This is a genomic window from Microbacterium kyungheense (assembly GCF_006783905.1).
GTDB classification, from domain to species: Bacteria; Actinomycetota; Actinomycetes; order Actinomycetales; family Microbacteriaceae; genus Microbacterium; species Microbacterium kyungheense.
In genome coordinates, this window is sequence record NZ_VFPE01000001.1 from 40,142 (window position 1) to 56,777 (window position 16,636).

At 68.7% G+C, this 16,636-nt stretch carries 13 protein-coding genes; 3 read left to right on the forward strand and 10 right to left on the reverse strand.

From position 1 onward, the window contains the following. Nucleotides 1-9 precede the first annotated feature (9 nt). From FB391_RS00220 to FB391_RS00240, 5 genes are all read right to left on the reverse strand, one after another. Entirely contained in the window at nt 10-1,110 is a 1,101-nt protein-coding gene (locus tag FB391_RS00220) for a fatty acid desaturase family protein (RefSeq protein ID WP_141892305.1), read from the reverse strand. 142 nt (nt 1,111-1,252) lie between these two features. Continuing rightward, nucleotides 1,253-2,710, reverse strand: a complete 1,458-nt coding sequence (locus FB391_RS00225; RefSeq protein WP_141892306.1) for a glycoside hydrolase family 130 protein — start codon at nt 2,708-2,710, stop codon at nt 1,253-1,255. Further along, entirely contained in the window at nt 2,707-3,606 is a 900-nt protein-coding gene (locus FB391_RS00230; protein ID WP_246093300.1) for a glycosyltransferase, read from the reverse strand. The genes FB391_RS00225 and FB391_RS00230 overlap by 4 nt, the downstream gene beginning before the upstream one ends. 113 nt (nt 3,607-3,719) lie before the next feature. Continuing rightward, the gene (locus FB391_RS00235) at nt 3,720-4,850 is read right to left on the reverse strand and encodes a glycosyltransferase (protein WP_141892308.1); all 1,131 of its coding nucleotides are present in this window, start codon (nt 4,848-4,850) and stop codon (nt 3,720-3,722) included. A gap of 174 nt (nt 4,851-5,024) precedes the next feature. Then, nucleotides 5,025-6,029 (reverse strand): glycosyltransferase family 4 protein, encoded by a 1,005-nt coding sequence (locus tag FB391_RS00240; protein WP_141892309.1) that lies wholly within the window; start codon nt 6,027-6,029, stop codon nt 5,025-5,027. A gap of 201 nt (nt 6,030-6,230) precedes the next feature. On the opposite strand from FB391_RS00240, the gene FB391_RS00245 reads away from it, so the two are divergent. Beyond that, on the forward strand, nt 6,231-6,542 hold the full coding sequence (locus FB391_RS00245; RefSeq protein WP_141892310.1) for a hypothetical protein: 312 nt from the start codon (nt 6,231-6,233) through the stop codon (nt 6,540-6,542). A 919-nt stretch (nt 6,543-7,461) separates the two neighbouring features. Then, nucleotides 7,462-8,352, forward strand: coding sequence for a class I SAM-dependent methyltransferase (locus FB391_RS00250; protein WP_141892311.1), 891 nt, complete (start codon nt 7,462-7,464; stop codon nt 8,350-8,352). Between the two features lie 29 nt (nt 8,353-8,381). Here FB391_RS00250 and FB391_RS00255 read toward each other — a convergent pair whose 3' ends face one another. Both FB391_RS00255 and FB391_RS00260 read right to left on the reverse strand, forming a co-directional pair. Next, entirely contained in the window at nt 8,382-9,338 is a 957-nt protein-coding gene (locus FB391_RS00255; RefSeq protein ID WP_141892312.1) for a hypothetical protein, read from the reverse strand. 35 nt (nt 9,339-9,373) lie between these two features. Beyond that, nucleotides 9,374-9,910, reverse strand: coding sequence for a DUF1990 family protein (locus tag FB391_RS00260; protein WP_141892313.1), 537 nt, complete (start codon nt 9,908-9,910; stop codon nt 9,374-9,376). Nucleotides 9,911-10,031: 121 nt separating this feature from the next. Here FB391_RS00260 and FB391_RS00265 point away from each other — a divergent pair, with 121 nt between their 5' ends. Continuing rightward, entirely contained in the window at nt 10,032-10,262 is a 231-nt protein-coding gene (locus tag FB391_RS00265; protein ID WP_221886266.1) for a YkvA family protein, read from the forward strand. Here the strand turns inward: FB391_RS00265 and FB391_RS00270 are convergent. From FB391_RS00270 to FB391_RS00280, 3 genes are read right to left on the reverse strand one after another with little or no spacing between them, the layout of a single operon-like run. Next, nucleotides 10,259-12,850 (reverse strand): family 78 glycoside hydrolase catalytic domain, encoded by a 2,592-nt coding sequence (locus FB391_RS00270; RefSeq protein WP_141892315.1) that lies wholly within the window; start codon nt 12,848-12,850, stop codon nt 10,259-10,261. The genes FB391_RS00265 and FB391_RS00270 overlap by 4 nt on opposite strands. Further along, nucleotides 12,847-15,294 carry a glycoside hydrolase family 3 N-terminal domain-containing protein gene (locus FB391_RS00275; RefSeq protein ID WP_141892316.1) on the reverse strand — a complete coding sequence of 816 codons (2,448 nt, stop codon included), beginning with the start codon at nt 15,292-15,294 and terminating at the stop codon, nt 12,847-12,849. Before FB391_RS00275 ends, FB391_RS00270 begins: the two co-directional genes overlap by 4 nt. Next, nucleotides 15,294-16,571 (reverse strand): MFS transporter, encoded by a 1,278-nt coding sequence (locus FB391_RS00280; protein ID WP_141892317.1) that lies wholly within the window; start codon nt 16,569-16,571, stop codon nt 15,294-15,296. The genes FB391_RS00275 and FB391_RS00280 overlap by 1 nt, the downstream gene beginning before the upstream one ends. Nucleotides 16,572-16,636: the final 65 nt, after the last annotated feature.

Below are 16,636 nucleotides of genomic sequence, written 5' to 3' on the forward strand. Positions count from 1 at the left end.
CGGGTACAGCTAGACGGCTTGCCGCTGCTGGAGCAACGGGCACTCGAACGGATCGCGCTCGCCGAGCCCGACTCTGTTGATGTAGCGGACGACGATTCCGTAGGACTGCCAGAGGCCCTTCTCCGTGTAGGGCACACCGTGTTCCTCGCAGAAGGCGCGGATCATCCCCGACGCCTGACGTAGATGCGGTCGAGGCATCGAGGGGAACAGGTGATGCTCGATCTGGTAGTTGAGTCCTCCCATGGCCGTGTCGAGCAGGCGACTGCCACGGATGTTGCGGCTCATCAGCACCTGGCGGTGGAGGAAGTCGACCTTCACGTCGGCGGGGACGAGTGGCATCCCCTTGTGGTTCGGTGCGAACGCCATTCCCATATAGACGCCGAACAGCCCGAGCTGGACGCCGAGGAAGGCGAATGCGATCCCGGGGGACAGCACCAGGAAGACGAGCACGACGAACCCGACGATCCGCACAGTCAGGAAGGCGATCTCGATCGGACGGTGTCGCAGCTGGTCGCGCGCGAACACGCGCCGCACGCTCGACGCGTGCAACGAGAGCCCTTCGAGGAGCAGGATCGGGAAGAACAGCACCCCCTGATGAGCGATCAGCCAGCGCAACGGCCCGCTTCGACTCGCACGCCGGCGGTCCGCCTGCTCGGGCGTGAACGCGATGACCGGGAGTTCGATGTCGGGGTCGCTGCCGATCTTGTTGGGATTGGCATGATGCCGCGTGTGCTTGTGCTGCCACCAGCCGTAGCTCATGCCCACGAGGAGATTGCCCAGGACGAGGCTGGTCCAGTCGTTCCATCGTCCGGACCGGAAGATCTGGCGATGCGCGGCGTCGTGCCCGAGCATGGCGACCTGAGTGAGCAGGACGGCGAGGACGGCACCGGTGACCAGCTGCCACCAGGTGTCGCCGAGGAGCACGAAGACGGCGAGCGCGCTCGCGATGACGATCGGCGCTGCGATGAGCTTGGTCCAGTAGTACCCGTAGCGGCGGCGCATGAGGCCGCTCCCGGTCACCGTCTGTGACAGCTCGGTGTAGAGATTCGGCGCTTTCGGCGTCGTGGACCGCACGCTCGTCGCGATCGACCCGGCAGAGTTGATGACCATCCTGTGCTCCTGTCAGATGAAGCGCACAGAGTGCGCTCGATGACAGGGTCCGGGCCATCTGGTCTCAGGATACGCCGGTTCTCGGGTGTGTACGTCGGTGTGCAGCAAACACGGAGGCGGTCACCTCGAATCCGCGGTCAGGCTAAGGAACCAGGTGCGCGAGAAGCTCATCGACCTCGATCGAGCACACGCCGATGCGCGAGTCCCCGATGCCGATCGGGATCCAGATCACGTCGTCCACGATGAGTCCGCCGCACGAGTAGACGACGTTCGGCACGTAGCCGTCGCGGCGGTCGTCGATCGGCTGCACGATCGGCGTCGACGTCCGGCCGAGGACGATCGTCGGGTCATCGAGGTCGAGGAGCAACGCCCCGAGGGAGTATCTGCGCATCGGGCCCACTCCGTGAACGAGCACGATCCACCCGTGCGGCGTCTCGAGCGGCGGGCCGCAGTTGCCGCACTGGACCATCTCCCAGGGCTCCGACGGTGCGTGGACGATCCCGGCCTGGTCCCAGATCACGCCGTCGTGGGACTCCGCCAGCGAGATGTTCTCGCCGTCGGTGCGGCTCAGCGCGAGATACCTGCCCGCCACGGGTCGAGGGAACAACGCCATCCCCTTGTCCTGAGCGGCATCGCCGGTCAGCCGATGGATGTCGAACTCGCGCAGATCCGAGGTGATGATGAGACGGGGCGCGATGGTGCGACCGTCGTACGCGGTGTAGGTGCCGCGGTAGTGGGTGGTCCCGGCGAGGCCGGTGAATCGCACGAATCGCGCGTCTTCCATTCCGTGCCGTTCCTCTGCCGCGACAGGGGTGAGCACACGCTGGCTGAGGGACGTCTCGCGGGAGAACACGGCGCGATAGACGGAGATCGCCAGCTCGCGAATCGCCTCGATGTGCCGAGCGCTGTCCGCACGCCGAGAGAGCGCCTTCGGCAGGCGTGTCACGGAGGCCTCGACGTCTGACACGGTGAACCGGTCGTCAAGCCCCTGCAGCACATTGTGCGAGATCTCATTGACGAGCCCCGCCTCTTCGACTGCGGCGCGGAAATGGGCGATGCTCCAGTCTCCTTCGTCGATCCGCGCCCGCCACAGCGGCAGCATCCGATCCAGGAATGTCCAGCGGCGGCCGGGACCGATGATGGCTTCGGCGAATTCGATGGAGGAACGGTGACCATCCCCGATGGCGCGGAGAGCTACCGCGACACGCAGCTGCCCGGGAGCCAACCCTGTCTGGTCGGGATGCTCGATCGCGCTGGGGTTGCACAGAGCGGCTCCTTCGACGGCGTACTCCGCCGTGAAACTCGCGCCGAGCACCAGACGACGCGCGACGCTGAGGTCGACCGGGTCTGCCAGGCGGGAGCTCACGACGGCGGCGTTCTCCAGGAACAGCGCGCGGATATCGGGATGCCGCGAACCGAAGTCATGTGTCAGCTCGGCCGCGAGCGCATCGATCTGTTCGTCCGGTATCGCGATGACGCGAGCGATGATCTCGCCGGCGCGAGAGTGCTCGGCGGACCATTCCTCGCCCGGCAAGAACAACTGGGCGATCACCCGATCCGGCTGCTGCCTCAACCCTGTCGCGTGGATGCGGGCTGTCATGATGCTGTCAGCACACGGTGTCGGAGCGCCTGCTGGTAGGTGCTCAATGCGGCCAATGTCGATTCTGCTCCGCGGTTCTCGTTCCTGCCGCCGGGTTCTAGCCCGTCGAAGCCGGCGCCGGTCTCGGCATCGAACATGGTGGTCCCGCTGTCGTTGAGACCGGTGAACCAACGCCACGCGAGCGCGATCGGAGGGAGCCACGCCGAGTCACCGGTGACGGAGTGTGCCGTCGCACACGCGTCCGCGAGCGCGGCGAGCTCCAGTGGCTGCTGGTCGAACGACGGACCCTTCTCCCCGGGTCCGCGCCCTGCCGTCCCGGTCACGGAGAATCGGTCGTCCGACATCTCCACGGAGAGCAGGAAGTCGAGCATCTGCAGCCCCTGGGTCGTGGCCGCAAGGTCGTCGAGAGCACTGCCTGCGGCGATCAGCGCTTCGGCGATGGAGGCGTTCCCATAGCCGAGGCGACGTTCGGGCCACTGCCACGATGGATCCGGCAGGTCGGGCATCGCCCGGATGTACTCCCGGAGAAGTGTCCGGGCGATGTGGTCGTCGGCGCGCACACGCACGATCTCCGCCGCACCGAGGGCCGCGTAGGCGAGGGTCCGCAGGCTCGTCGACCGCTCGCGGGCGGCGATCCGAAACGTCCGCAGGGCGCGAGCACGGGTCCACGGGTCACCCCGCTGCGCGGCGATCGTGCCGAGCGCCCACAGCAGTCGTCCCCACCAGTCGCCCATGGCCGGGTTGTCGGACCACTCGCCGTCAGCATTCATCCGGTTGTGCGCGAGACCGTCTGCGCGCACCGCCGACTCCAGGAAACGCAGATAGGTCGCAGCCAGTCGCCGGAGCTCGACGGTCTGCTGCCGCTCGCGCGCGACCACGATCAGCGCGCGCGCCACATCGTCGACGCAGTATCCGTGTTCGCGGCGAGGCGCGGCAAGGAGAGCGTGCTCGAAGATGCCGTTATGATCCGTCAGCGCGCAGAGGTGATCGTATGGCGGAGAGAGGACGATCATGCTGCCCTGCCGGCGGCGAGCCTCGCTGTCACGGTACGGTAGCGGTCGGCGACCGCGGACCATGTCGTCTCGTTCGTCTCGCGGAGCGCTGTTTCGCGCATGCGATCGGCGACGGCCGTGCCGGTGATGATCTCGCGCAGCGCCCGCGCAGTGGCGTCAGGGTTCTGGTGCGGGACCACGATCCCGGCTCCGCTCGACAACAGCTCCACAGCGTGAGGGAATGCCGTGGCGACGACGGGAACGCCGGCTGCAACGGCCTCGGCAAGGACGCCGGAGGTCGCCTGGTCGACAGAGTCGTACGGGAGGAGCACGACATCCGCCGACGCGATCAGTGCGGCGAGCTGGGACGCCTCGAGGTAGCGGCCGTCGATGCGGACCGACGACCCGATGCCGAGGTCGCCCGCGAGACCCGCGAGCATGGTGCGGTAGCTCTCCCCGGCATGCGCGAGCACTTTGGGGTGCGTCTGTCCAGCGACGAGGTACTCGACAGTCGGCGTGATGTCCGTGAGCTGCGCCATGGCGCGGATGCCCCACTCGATGCCCTTGCCGGGCGAGAGGAGGCCCCACGTGACGACGCGGCGGCCGCTGTGCGGCTTCGATTCGCGGAGAGCCACATGCTGCACGCCGTGCGGGATGACGCGAACTCGGGCGAGATCGACCGCGTAGATCGCGGCGAGGTTGTCACGGGCGTGGGTCGTCATCACGACCACCACGGACGCGAGTCGGCACACTTCTTCGAGCACCTCCCGCTGGTGCTGCGTGGGTGCCACGAGCACGGTGTGGAGCACGACGATGGCGGGGATCCGCAGTGCGGCGAGCACATCGAGGACCTGATCACCGTCGCGGCCGCCGTAGATCCCGTATTCGTGCTGCACGATCACGACGTCGCACGCATTGAGGGCCATGGTCGCGCGCAACGTGCTGAGGCCGTCGTCGGCGATCAGGTCGGTGCTCACGCGCGATCGCACGCGAGGATCGTGCCGATCCCGCTCTTCGGGCTGATCGAGCGCACGAACGATGGTGCCCTCGTCGTCGTGCCGGACGAGCGCGGTGGAGAGCGACTCGGTGAATGTGGCCAGCCCGCAGCGGGTCGGCGGAAAGGTGCTGAGGAATCCGTAGTGGGTCACGGCGACGCTCTCTGATGATGCCCGTGGGCAATCGCTCCGGGCGATGGCGAGACGTCTGCCGGCGGCATCCCTCGTGGAACCGCGCCTTCATCGCCGCGGTCCGGTCCACGCCCGGGTTCGCACCGGGACGCTGTGGTTGCACGCTACACGGCCGACCTGGACGTCGTCACAGGATCAGCGAGCCAGCACGGTCTCGTAGACGCTCAGATACTCGTCGACCATCCGCTCCACGCCGAATCGCGCGACGGCGCGTTCGTGGACGCGACGGCGGTCCAGCGACGCGACGGCCGGGAGGGCCGAGATCGCCTCGTCGATCGAGGCCACGGTGCTGCCCGTCACACCCTCGTCGATGACCTCCGCCATCGATCCCCGGCGGTACGCGAGAGCCGGCGTTCCGCACATCATCGATTCGACCACCGAGAGCCCGAACGGCTCGTCGAAGTCGATCGGGTGCAGCAGTGCGGCGGCGTGACCGAGGACGCGCGCGCGTTCCTCGGGTGCCACGGCGCCGAGGAAGACGACGCGGTCCCCGTCGATGTGGGGCTCCACCTCATCGCGGAAGTAGTCGACGTGCTGGACGAGGCCGCAGATCACCAGCCGGCGGCCGGCCCGCCGCGCGATCTCGATCGCCGTAGCGGTGCCCTTGTCGGGGTGGATGCGTCCGAACGACACCAGGTAGTCGCCAGACTCGGGTACGTACGGGAGTTCCCCGGGATCGATCCCGTGGTGGATCGTCGCGACGTAATCCAGGCCTGGAGAGCGATCTGCGTCGGAGATGGAGACGAACGTCGAAGCCGAGGCGAGATACGCGGGCAGGATCGCGGGACCGGAGAAGCCGTGGATCGTCGTGACCATCGGGGCGGCCCAATGGGCGGTGAAGGCGAGCGGCAGCCAGTCGAGCTGGTTGTGCACGAGATCGTATTCGCTCGACCGTTCCAGCGCGTGTGCGACGTGGAGCGCCTCCCACACCCGGCCGTCCATCGCCGGGTCCTCCGCGTAGCCGTGCGGCGCGACGGCATCGAGGTAGCCGCTCGTGATCGAGTCGGCGGTGGCGAACAACGTCACGTCAACCCCGCGACGCACCAGCCCCTCGGTCAGCAGGCTCGTCACGCGCTCCCACGGTCCATAGCTGATCGGCGGCGTCCGCCAGGCGATGGCACCGAGCATCGCGACTTTCACTCGAGCACTCGTCGGTTCGTCGTGGGGGCCGGCACGTCGCTTCCGTTTGTCTGTGCCTGTGCGCTCATGATCGGACGTTACGCCCCCATCCTGGATGGCTCACAGCTCGAGTCGGCTCGTGCACCCGACGCACGACTCCGCGAGCACTCCGGGCTGCTCGCGCTCGGCCCCACTCGCGCCTGCCGCATGGGACGATGAGGCATGGAACAGTCATCACGCGCCCGCTCGTGCGCCGTGGGAGATCTCGACGACTTCGACATCGACCACCGTGTTTCGTTCGCGCGCCCTCCGAACCACAGCAGTTCACGACCTCGCGTGAGCGGTCGCCTCAAGCGCATCAGGGGTGTGGATTACCTGATGGATAACATGCGTCGCCCAGGCATTGAACTCGTGGTCGCCTTTCCGCGACAGCTCGGCGGCGAAGTCGCGGACGTCTTCGGTCCGCTGCCCTTGACATATCTGGTCGAGGTGGGGCAACCGATGCAGGGCCTTCGCAAACCGTTCGCGTACTGAACGTCATCATGCGGAGCTTGCTCGCACTCACGTCGCGATCCTGAAAGACCGTGATCTTCCGCGGGGTGCCGCCGGCGGCCGATGGGCCGACCGACGCTCCTTCCCTGAACAAGGGCGTGAACAAGGGCGTGAACAATGCGTGAACAAGTGCCGGGATCGTCTGCAGTCGCATGCAGTGTCTGATGCCTCGATAGGCGCGTGATTGCAGGCGAACGCAGGGGTTGAGATCACGCTCTACTGGGGGTGATGCCCATCTACCAGAGTTCAAAGGCACTCCGCGTCCGGAGGACTATCGAACATCATCCCCGGGTTTCGCGCATACTCGGCGAGCGACGGTGGATCTGCAGAGTGGCGTCCCGCGGTAGGGCTTCGCGTCGACATGGGGGACCGCGATCGGGCATCTCTGCGGGCGGGGCGTACGAGCATCGCGCGGTGCTCGCCGGCCAGTGCCGTTACAGAAACGGCAAGTGATCGCTGAAGGACCCTGTGAGGTCATACATATTGGAGGCGTAACGTTCGGGGATGAACCGACAATCATCCTCACAGGAGCCCCACGCCGAGCAGGTCGCACAGCAGCACCACGTCGTGCCTCCGGCAGACGCGTCGACGCAAGTTCACGTTCAACGGGACCGTTCGCTCAAACCCCGACCCATCGCATCTCGGCAGCCGTCACGCTGACACCGCAGTCCATATGGGCCTTCGGCTTGGATCTGTCCGGCGCCTCGGGCGGCGGTGCGGACACGGGCATCCGATGGCGGTTGACGGCGACGAGGTCAGTTCTTCCGGCGAAGTTGCCTCGAGGCTGTCTGAATCGGCCTGACTCGGCCTGGCCTTCGTTCCGTTCGTCACGCAGGGCCGGCACTCGTTGAAGCAGCCGTGCCTTGATCTGCGCGCGCGGCGCTGGCTAGGCTCCTCGATCGTGATCTACCAGGACCCTCTTGCGTATCTGCTCGGTATCGAAGGGTCAGCTCTGCTCGACGCATGGGCCGGCGACCACGATCAAGCCTTCGTCGAAGACCGGGTCGCCGAGATCCGCCGATTGCTCGCCGACGGGAAGCTCGTGGGCCGCGGGGTGCTCGCGGAGCGGGTGGCCGCTGATGTCGCTTATCAGCAGCAGGCGCCCGAATACGACGCGAACGCGGGCGGTGGACTCTTTGCGATCGACGAGCCGGTCATCACCGAATGGCTGGCGCACCGCGAGGTCGGCGTCGCCCTGGATGCCGCGTGCGGCACAGGGCGATTCGCACGGATTCTCGCCGACCTCGGACACACCGTGATCGGCGTCGACGGGTCACCGGACATGCTCGAGCTGGCCCGTGACCGCGTCCCGGAGGGCGACTTCCAGCTGGGATCGGTCGATCGACTGCCTCTCGCCGACCGATCGGTCGATGTGGTCGTGTGCGCGCTCGCGCTCGTCCACGTGAGCGATCTCGGCCCGGTGTTCACCGAGTTCGCCCGCGTGCTGCGCCCGGGCGGCGCGCTCCTCATCTCGGACGTGCATCGCGAGCTCACCACGATCGGCTCGGGCATCAAGGGTCTAGGACCCGACGGGGAGCGCCGCCTCGCCCCGGCATTCCGGCATCCCCTCGGCGACTATCTTCGCGCCGCGCTCGCCGCGGGACTCGAGCTGCGCGGCTGCGAGGAGCCGGCCCTCCACGTGGACGACTCGCCGCTGCCGAGGCCGAGCACCGAGATCGGCGACTGGCCGGCGTGGCCCTGGTCTCTGATGGCATACGTGCCCGAGGCGACGCGCGCCGTCTCCGGCCGTCCGCAGTTGCTCCTCCTGCACTTCGCTCAGCCTGCACCATGAGCCCGCGCACAGCACCCGGGTCTTGACAGTCAGGCCAGGGCGGTGAGGATCGCCTCACGCCGTGCCAGCAGCGAGTCGATCCGCGTCGACGTCTCGATGGCGCCGGCGGCGAGGCGCTCCGCGACGAGAACAAGACGGTCGTCGAGGTCCTCGGCGTTCGCGCGGGCCGCAGAGATGCGGTCCATCACGATCCAGTCGCTGAGGACGTTGTCGAACAGCACATCGAAGACCGCCAGCGTGTCGGAGATGTCGACGCCGTCGACAGCCGTGGCCCCGAGGTCGGCGAGCTCTGTAGAGAGCCGCTCGAGCGCGCGGTTGACCGCCGTGAACGCTTCGGTGGCCTCGCTGATGTTCGAGTGCTTGACCATGTCGGCGATGAAGCCGCCCCCGAAGAACGTGTCGTACGTCGACCAGCCGCCCGCACTGTCGAGCTTCGCGAGCGCGTCGTTCAGGGCGGCTCGGGTGGCGCGCAGTGCATCGACCGCCTCCGCGATCTCACGCTGACGCGCGGCGGCTACGCCCAGCTGGGCAGCGATCTCGGTCAGTTCCGCCGCGTCGCGCCCGCCCGCCGCGCGAAGGGCGACCTCGTAGGCGGCCAGCGCCTCGCGGAACGTGTTCTCCGCGTCGCTCAGGTCGTCGCGTTCGCTTCGGACTCGCGAGGCGTGCGCGATGGCGCTGTCCAGCCGCGCCTGCGCCCCCGCCACCGCGATGGCGGCGACGTCCGCTTCGGCGCGCTCGACGGCCAGTCGGTCGGCCGTGTCCCCGCGCAGCGCGGCCCAGATCTTCGTCGGCGAGAGTTTCTCGAGCCGCCGGACATCGGACTGCTCCACCTGCAGCCTGCGCTGCAGGTCGGCCAGCTCGCTGCGCCGCGTCTGCGCAAGTGCTCCCGCGGCCTCAAGCTGGACACCGAGTCGTCGGAGATCCGCACGAGCTTCTGCGGCAGCGCGCACGGCCTCGGCAAGCGCAATCAGGTCGGGTTCGGTCACTCCGTCACTGTGCCACAGGTCCCCGGCGGCGACCTTCAGACCGCCGGTGGGGGAGGCTTTCGGTGCGTGGCCCGAATGCGGAGCGCCCGAAGGTATCTGAGGCGAGCGACTTTCTGGGCGAGGAGCAGTCCCGGGTACGCCAGTCTCCAGCGAGGACTGTCCGCTGCGCGGGTCAGCGACCGGATCGTCAGCAGCACCTCGTCACCGCGTCGATGCACGATGAACGCCTCTTCGCCCGAGACGGGGTGCCCGGGGAGCGTGCGGTATGCGAAGCCGACCCGATTCGGAGTCTCGACGACGTCGACGACTTCCACGGGCTCGCGGATCGACAGCCCGAACGGGTGGGCCAGGATGACAGGTCGGATGCCGGTGGCGACGGTCGTGGCGGGGGTGACCGAGAATCCGCTGCGCGTCTTCACTCCCCACCGCAGCACCTCGGCGGTGGCCCACCCCCATACCTCCCCACCCGATCCGAGGGTCGTGGTCTTCTCCCAACGGCGGTAGCCGGGAACGGCCTCACGCCACACCGCGTCAGCGGGATGGGTCTGCGTCGTGCCTGCAGCGCGCATCATGCATCGATTCTGTGATTCCCTCGCCGACAACGCGAGCGGCAACCCGGACCGACGCCGACGGAAAGATCACAAGTTGATACCGCCCGCCCTCGACACTCGCACGCCCGCGCACACTGGATGCATGTGGTGGAGATTCCTCAAGGCGCTCAAGTCCGGTGAGCACCACGTCGCGACGTCGACGTGGGTCGCCGCGACCGCCGCCGTGGTCTACGCGGTCTCGCCGATCGATCTGATCCCCGAACTCGTCCTCGGGCCGCTGGGCTTCGCGGACGACCTCGGCGTATGGAGCATCCTCGGGGTGCTGGTGCTGCGCGAGCACCACCGCTGGCAGACCCGGCTGCGCGCGGCCTAGCGGCGCGGCGCCGTCAGCCCCCGCCCGTCGACCATCGCGGGTGCGGTAGTTGCGGCCTCGCACACGAAGTCGTGCGTCCCACTGGTCACCTGGGCCTGCCGCCCGTCCGGTGTCACGACGGTGCAGCGGGTCGAGACGGGAACCTCGACGCGGAGCCGGAACGTTCCCTCCGCCGACAGCGTCCACGATGATGACGCCCGCCCGTACGGGGTCTCGACGACCGCCTCTGCCGAGGTGAGGCCGCCGCCGAGGAGCGGCGCAACGCGGAAGGTGCGGTAGCCGCCCGAGGTGGGCTCGATGCCGCCGATGCGCTTGTAGAGCCAGTCACCCACGGCGCCGGCGGCGTAGTGGTTGAACGAGACCATCCCGCCGGTGTCCTTGCCGGTGTTCAGGTCGAGGGTGTTGACGGTGCCGTCCGGACGCAGGGCATCCCACCGCTCCCAGATCGTGGTGCCGCCGGCATCCACCATGTACAGCCAGGAGGGCGGGCCGGACTGCAGGAGCAGGTCGAAGGCCCGGTCCACGCGCCCGTGGTCCGAGAGGGCGAAGAGGATGTACGGCGTCCCGGGGAAGCCTGTGCGCAGATGCCCGCCGGCGTCGTCGATGAGGCGGACGAGGTTGTCGACCATGGCCTCGGTCTCGGCGCCGTCGGTCATGCCGAAGTGCAGGGGCAAGACGTAAGCGGTCTGGAACTCGTTCTTGAGCCTTCCCGCTCCGTCCGTGAAGACGCTGCGGTAGGCCGCGATCACCTCGTCGCGGGTGGAGCGATAGCGGGCGGCATCCGTCGTCTCGCCGAGGAGCTCGGCGATCTGCGCGATGATCCCGAGCGAGTTGGCCCGGTACGCGGTGCCGATCCAGCGGCCCTTCTGGATCCATTCCTTGGCGGACCCGTCGGGTGAGGTCCAGTCTCCGAAGTGGAACGGGAAGCGCCAGATGCGGCGTCGCTCGCCGACGGCCAGGAGCTTCGACCACCAGTCGGCGGCCTTCACGAACTTCTTCATCATCGGATAGCTCCGCCGCAGCACGCCGAGGTCTCCGCGCGCGAGGTACTCCGCCCAGGGCGCCATGACGCACACGTCACCCCACAGCGAGGTGGCCATGACGGGGAAGCCGTTGCCGGCCCGGGGGACGACCATCGGGATGCCGCCGCCCGGCGCCTGCTCGGCCGCCATGTCGCGCAGCCACTTGTCGACGAAGCGGCTCATGTCGAAGTTGTAGCTCGCGGTGGTGGCGAAGGCGGCGTAGTCGCCCGTCCACCCTTCCCGCTCGTCGCGTTGCGGGCAGTCGGTGGGGATGTCGACGAAGTTGGACCGGCCGCCCCACTCGATCGCGGACTGCAGACGGTTCAGTCGCTCGTCCGACGAGGTGAACGTGCCGGTGCGGCGCAGATCGCTGTGCAGGACCAGCGCGGTGAGTTCCAGATCGTCCGAGTCGATCCCGGTGACGCCGACGTAGCGGAAGCCCATGTAGGTGTGCCGAGGCGAGTATGTCTGGTCGCCGTCGGCACACGTGTACGTCGCGGTCGCCTTCGCCGTGCGCAGCGACTTCACGAACAGCTCCCCGTCGACGAGCACCTCGGCATGACGGAAGACCACGGTCTGACCCTCGCGGCCGCGCAGGCGCGCGTGGACGACGCCGGCGAAGTTCTGTCCGAAGTCGTAGACGATCTCGCCGCTGGGCGCCGTGGTCCGGCCGATCGGCGCGAAGGTGCGCTGCACCCGGACCGGTGGTCCGTACTGCGCCCGGATGGCGGGCGAGGCGGGTGGTGCCGTCACGTCGGCGGGATGCCACGCCATGCGCTCGGCGGTGATCCGGGCGTCGACCGTCTCGCCGTCGTACCACTCGGCCATCCGCACCGGACCGTCGACAGAGACCTCCCAGGCATCGCCGGTCGGCACGACGTCGGAGGTGCCGTCGGCGAACTCGACGTGCAGCTCGGCGAGGAACGCCTGACGGTCGGCGTAGATCTTGTTCTTGCGGGCGAAGGTGTACGAGCCGACGGCCCAGCCGCCGGCGACGGTCGCGACGAGATCGTTGTGCGCATCGTCGCGCAGCAGCTGCGTGACGTCGTAGGTCTGGTACTGGAGCTGGTGGTGATACGACGTGAATCCCGGCGCGAAGTAGTCCTCGCCGACCTTGTGCCCGTTGAGCGTGAGCTCGTACACGCCGAGGGCGGTGGCCTCGATCCACGCCCGGGTGACAGCACGGTCCACCGTGACGCGGGTGCGGAACACCATCGGCGTCGGTGAGGCCTTCTTGGGCGTGACGTAGGACGCGTCGGTGATCCACCGCCCGATCCAGGGCCGGTCGAGTCGCCCGGTCCGGAAGGCGGCGGTCGACGTGGCGGTGGCGCCGCTCGTGCCGGTCGCTTCGACCTCGACGAGGTAGTCGGTGTACGGGGCGAGGGGCCCGTCGTAGCGGATGCCGATCTGCTGGTCCGTGACGATCTGCCAGTCGCCGACGCGGATGCGCGCCGCCGCGAGGTCTTCACCGGCGAGGTCCGAGTCCAGCGAGAACGCGAAGACGGGGTGTTCGTCGGTGATGCAGCCGGCCTCCTGGCCGTTGACGCTCAGGCGTGTGATCCTCATCGATTCCCTTCCTGCCCCTGCCGGCGGCTCAGAAGACGGCGGATGCCGCGCAGCGGGTGCCCGGTGCCGAGATCGGCCAGGCCCGCGGCCACGTGGTACGGCAGCTCGCCGGCGGACGACATCGCCATCGCGCGCAGCGACATGGAGGGCATCATCCGCAGCACGAAGTGGGCGCTCTTGACCTTCGCATCCCGCTCTGGCGAGGCGGGCAGGGCGAGGGCGGCATCGAAGTCCCTCTGCACGCGCCCGACGACAGCGCGGTACATGATGCCGCCGAGGAACGATCCCCTGGCGTCCGCCAGCCGCGCCTCCAGCTCGAGGCGGTGCGATCGTCGGGCGGGCGGGACTGCTCGGCCGAGCAGCGCCGCGAAGGCGTCGGGGACCTCGGCGGGAGGCTCGGCGTACGCGAGGTCGACGGCCGGCGGGTACGGCGAGAGCGATGCACGCCCCTCGTGCACGACGAGGGGCGCCGAGAGGCGGATGTCCGCGGCCGAGGCCGCGACGAGCACCTCGTACTCGCCGTTCTCGAGCACCCAGCCGTGGTCCGCGACGTCCCAGTACGCGAGGTCGGCGAGGGGGAAGCTCAGCTCGACGCGGGTCGAGGCGCCGGCGGCGAGCCACGTCTTGGTGAAGGCCCGCAGCTCTTTGTCGGCCTTGAAGACCCGGCCCCGGTTGTTCCGGACGTAGAGCTGCACGACCTCGGCGCCGTCGCGATCGCCGGTGTTCGTCACCGTGACCTGCGCGTGGATGCGCTCGCCGTCGGGGGTCACGTCGAGCTCGCGGTGCTCGAAACGCGTGTACGACTGGCCGTGGCCGAACGGATACCGGAGCGCGGTGCCCGCCCGGTCATGGAACCGGTACCCGACGTAGATCGACTCGTAGTACTGCGAGACGGCGTCGCGGCCGAAGTCGTCTGCGCAGCTCGAGTCGGCGGCCGTGGCCGGCCAGCTCTCGGTGAGCCGTCCCGACGGGTTCGCCTCGCCGAACAGCAGGCGGGCGGCCGCTTCGCCGCCGCGCATGCCGGGCAGCGACAGCAGCAGCACTGCGGCGAGCTCTTCGGCGTGAGGGATCTCGACGGGCGCACCGGCCGACAGGACGAGCACGACCTTCGCACCGCTGTCGACGAGTGCCGAGAGCAGCCGGACCTGAGCCTCGGGCAGCGCCATCGTGGTCCGGTCGAAGCCCTCGCTCTCTTCGAGATCGCCCAGACCGCCGAAGAACAGCACGGTGTCGGCGTGAGCCGCTGCCGCCAGCGCCGCGCTCTCCAGTGCCGCATCCGGGGCAGCGTCGAGCGCACGGTAACCGGGTGCATAGGCGTGATCGATCCGGCGACGCTCGAAGGCATCCTTCGGCGACACCGCCTCGGGTGGCGAGACGAGCGAGGAGCCCGCGCCCTGGAATCGCATCTTCTCGAACATCTCGCCCACGACGACGAGGCGTCCGCCCGGGGCCGACAGTGGGAGGACGCCGTCGTTCGCGAGCAGGACGGCGCCCTCGACGGCGACCTCTTCGGCCAGCGCGGCGTGCGCGGCAGCATCGACGCTCGCCGCCGTGTCGGGCGCGCATCGGTCGATGAGAGCGAGCACGCGGCCGACGGCGCGGTCGAGCGTCTCAGGCGAGAGGCGTCCGTCTTCGACAGCGGCCTTCAGCTCCGCGCGATTGTGCTCGACCTCGCCGGGCATGTCGAGATCGCAGCCCGCCGCGAGTCCTGCGACGCGATCGCGCGTGGCACCCCAGTCCGTCATGACGAGTCCGTCGAAGCCCCATTCGTCCCGCAGGATGCCGGTGAGCAGTTCTGCATTTTCGGAGCAGTAGGTGCCGTTCAGCCGGTTGTACGCGCACATCACGGTGGCGGGGGCGGCCTCGGTGACGATCCGCTCGAACGCGCGCAGATAGATCTCGCGCAGCGCGCGCTCGTCGACGACGCTGTCGCCGGTGAAGCGGAAGTCCTCGTTCGAGTTGGCCGCGAAGTGCTTGACGGATGCCGCCACCCCTTCGCTCTGGACGCCCCGGACGAACGCGGCGCCGAACACTCCCGAGATGAGCGGATCCTCCGAGTAGTACTCGAAGTTGCGACCGCACAGCGGGCTGCGCATGATGTTCACGCCCGGGGCGAGCAGCACATCCACGCCGAGAGCCGCGCTCTCGCGCCCGATCGCCGCGCCGACCTCGTGCGCGAGCCGTGGGTTCCAGGTCTTGGCCAGGGTCGTCGAGGTCGGGAAGGACGTGGAGGGCTCCGCCTCGGCCAGGCCGAACGCCCCGGCGTTGTCGCGCACCTTGCGCACGCCGTGCGGGCCGTCGGTGACGAACAGGCGACGGACGCCGAGTCGTGCGACGCCGTTGGTGTTCCACGCGTCCACGCCCTCGAGCAGCAGCGTCTTCTCGTCGAGCGTGAGTCCGGCGACGAGCGAGTCGACGGTCGCGGGCGGTGGGGATGCCGTCATCAGCGGACTCCGCGGACGAAGCTGGTGACGATGCCCGTGCCGATCGCGATGACGGCACCGGTGAGGAACAGCGCGGTGTAGTTGCCGCCGGTGACATCACCGAGAAGAAGCAGGCCGGAGCCGATGAGCGGTGCGATCGCGCCGGGCAGCGTGGCGGAGAGGTTGTAGATCGACATCCAGCGGCCGGCCTGATCCTTCTCGGGCACGAGGTCGCTGGCCATGGCGACGTCGGTGGCGCCGAACATGCCCGCGGCGCCGAGGACGAACATGACGGCGGCGAAGAACAGACCGAACCCGTCGGTGAACGCCATGAGCGCCAGCCCGGTGGCGGTCAGTGCTGAGGCGGTGAAGATGAACACCTTGCGGCGGCGGAGCTTGTCGGAGAGCAGTCCGGATCCGACGGCGAAGCCCATGGTGACGAGGATGCCGATGCCGCCCACCAGAGCGAGCTTCTGCCCCGCCTCTTCGGCGGTGAACCCCAGACGGTCGGCGAGGAAGTACAGCTGGTACGTCGTCAAGAAGGCGAGCGCCGTCTGCATGAGGAACTTGCCCAGCCAGACCAGTGAGAAGTCCGGATGCCTGCGCGGGTTGAAGATCAGCAGGCGGAAGGTCTGCCTGACTGTCGTGTGCTCGAGGGGAGCCGTCGAGTCCGGGAACACCAGCGAATAGATCAGGGCGAACACGCCCAGCACCAGCACCGGAAGCGCGAACAGCAGCACGAGATTGCCGGTGAGCATGCCGCCGATCGTGTAGCCGAGCACGCCGGCGAGCTGCGTCGCGACGCCGACGATGGCCCCCACGGTGCCGCGCTGCGCCTCGGGCACGCGTTCGGCGACCACCGGGACGATCGCGGCGGCCGATCCCGCGCCGCCGATGCAGACGATGCACCACGCGCCGATCAGCAGCGGCACGGACGGGGCCAGGGCGACGCCGACCGAGCCGGCGAGCACGACGAGGATGCCGCCGAGCAGCCACGGGCGGCGGCGGCCCCAGCGCGAGCGTGTGTGGTCGCTGAGGACCCCCGCCACCGGACCGCTGACGATGGAGACGATCGCGCCGATGGCCGAGACGAGGCCCAGGGTGACGGCCTTGTCGTCGGGTGCGAGCTGCTGCACCTTGAACGGGAGGCTGAACAGCGCCGGCATCATCACGGTGAGGTAGAGCCCGAAGTTCATCAGGCCGAACAGCGTCAGGAACAGGCCGCCGACCCGCGTGGGGGCTTCGGCGGAGGGGGCGTCGGGGGAGACCGCGATGCTGGTCTCGTCGAGAGGGGCCATGGGACTCCGATGTCTCACAGGGAAGGTGGCTAGCGCGCGCTACCGACACAGTAGATCAACGCACT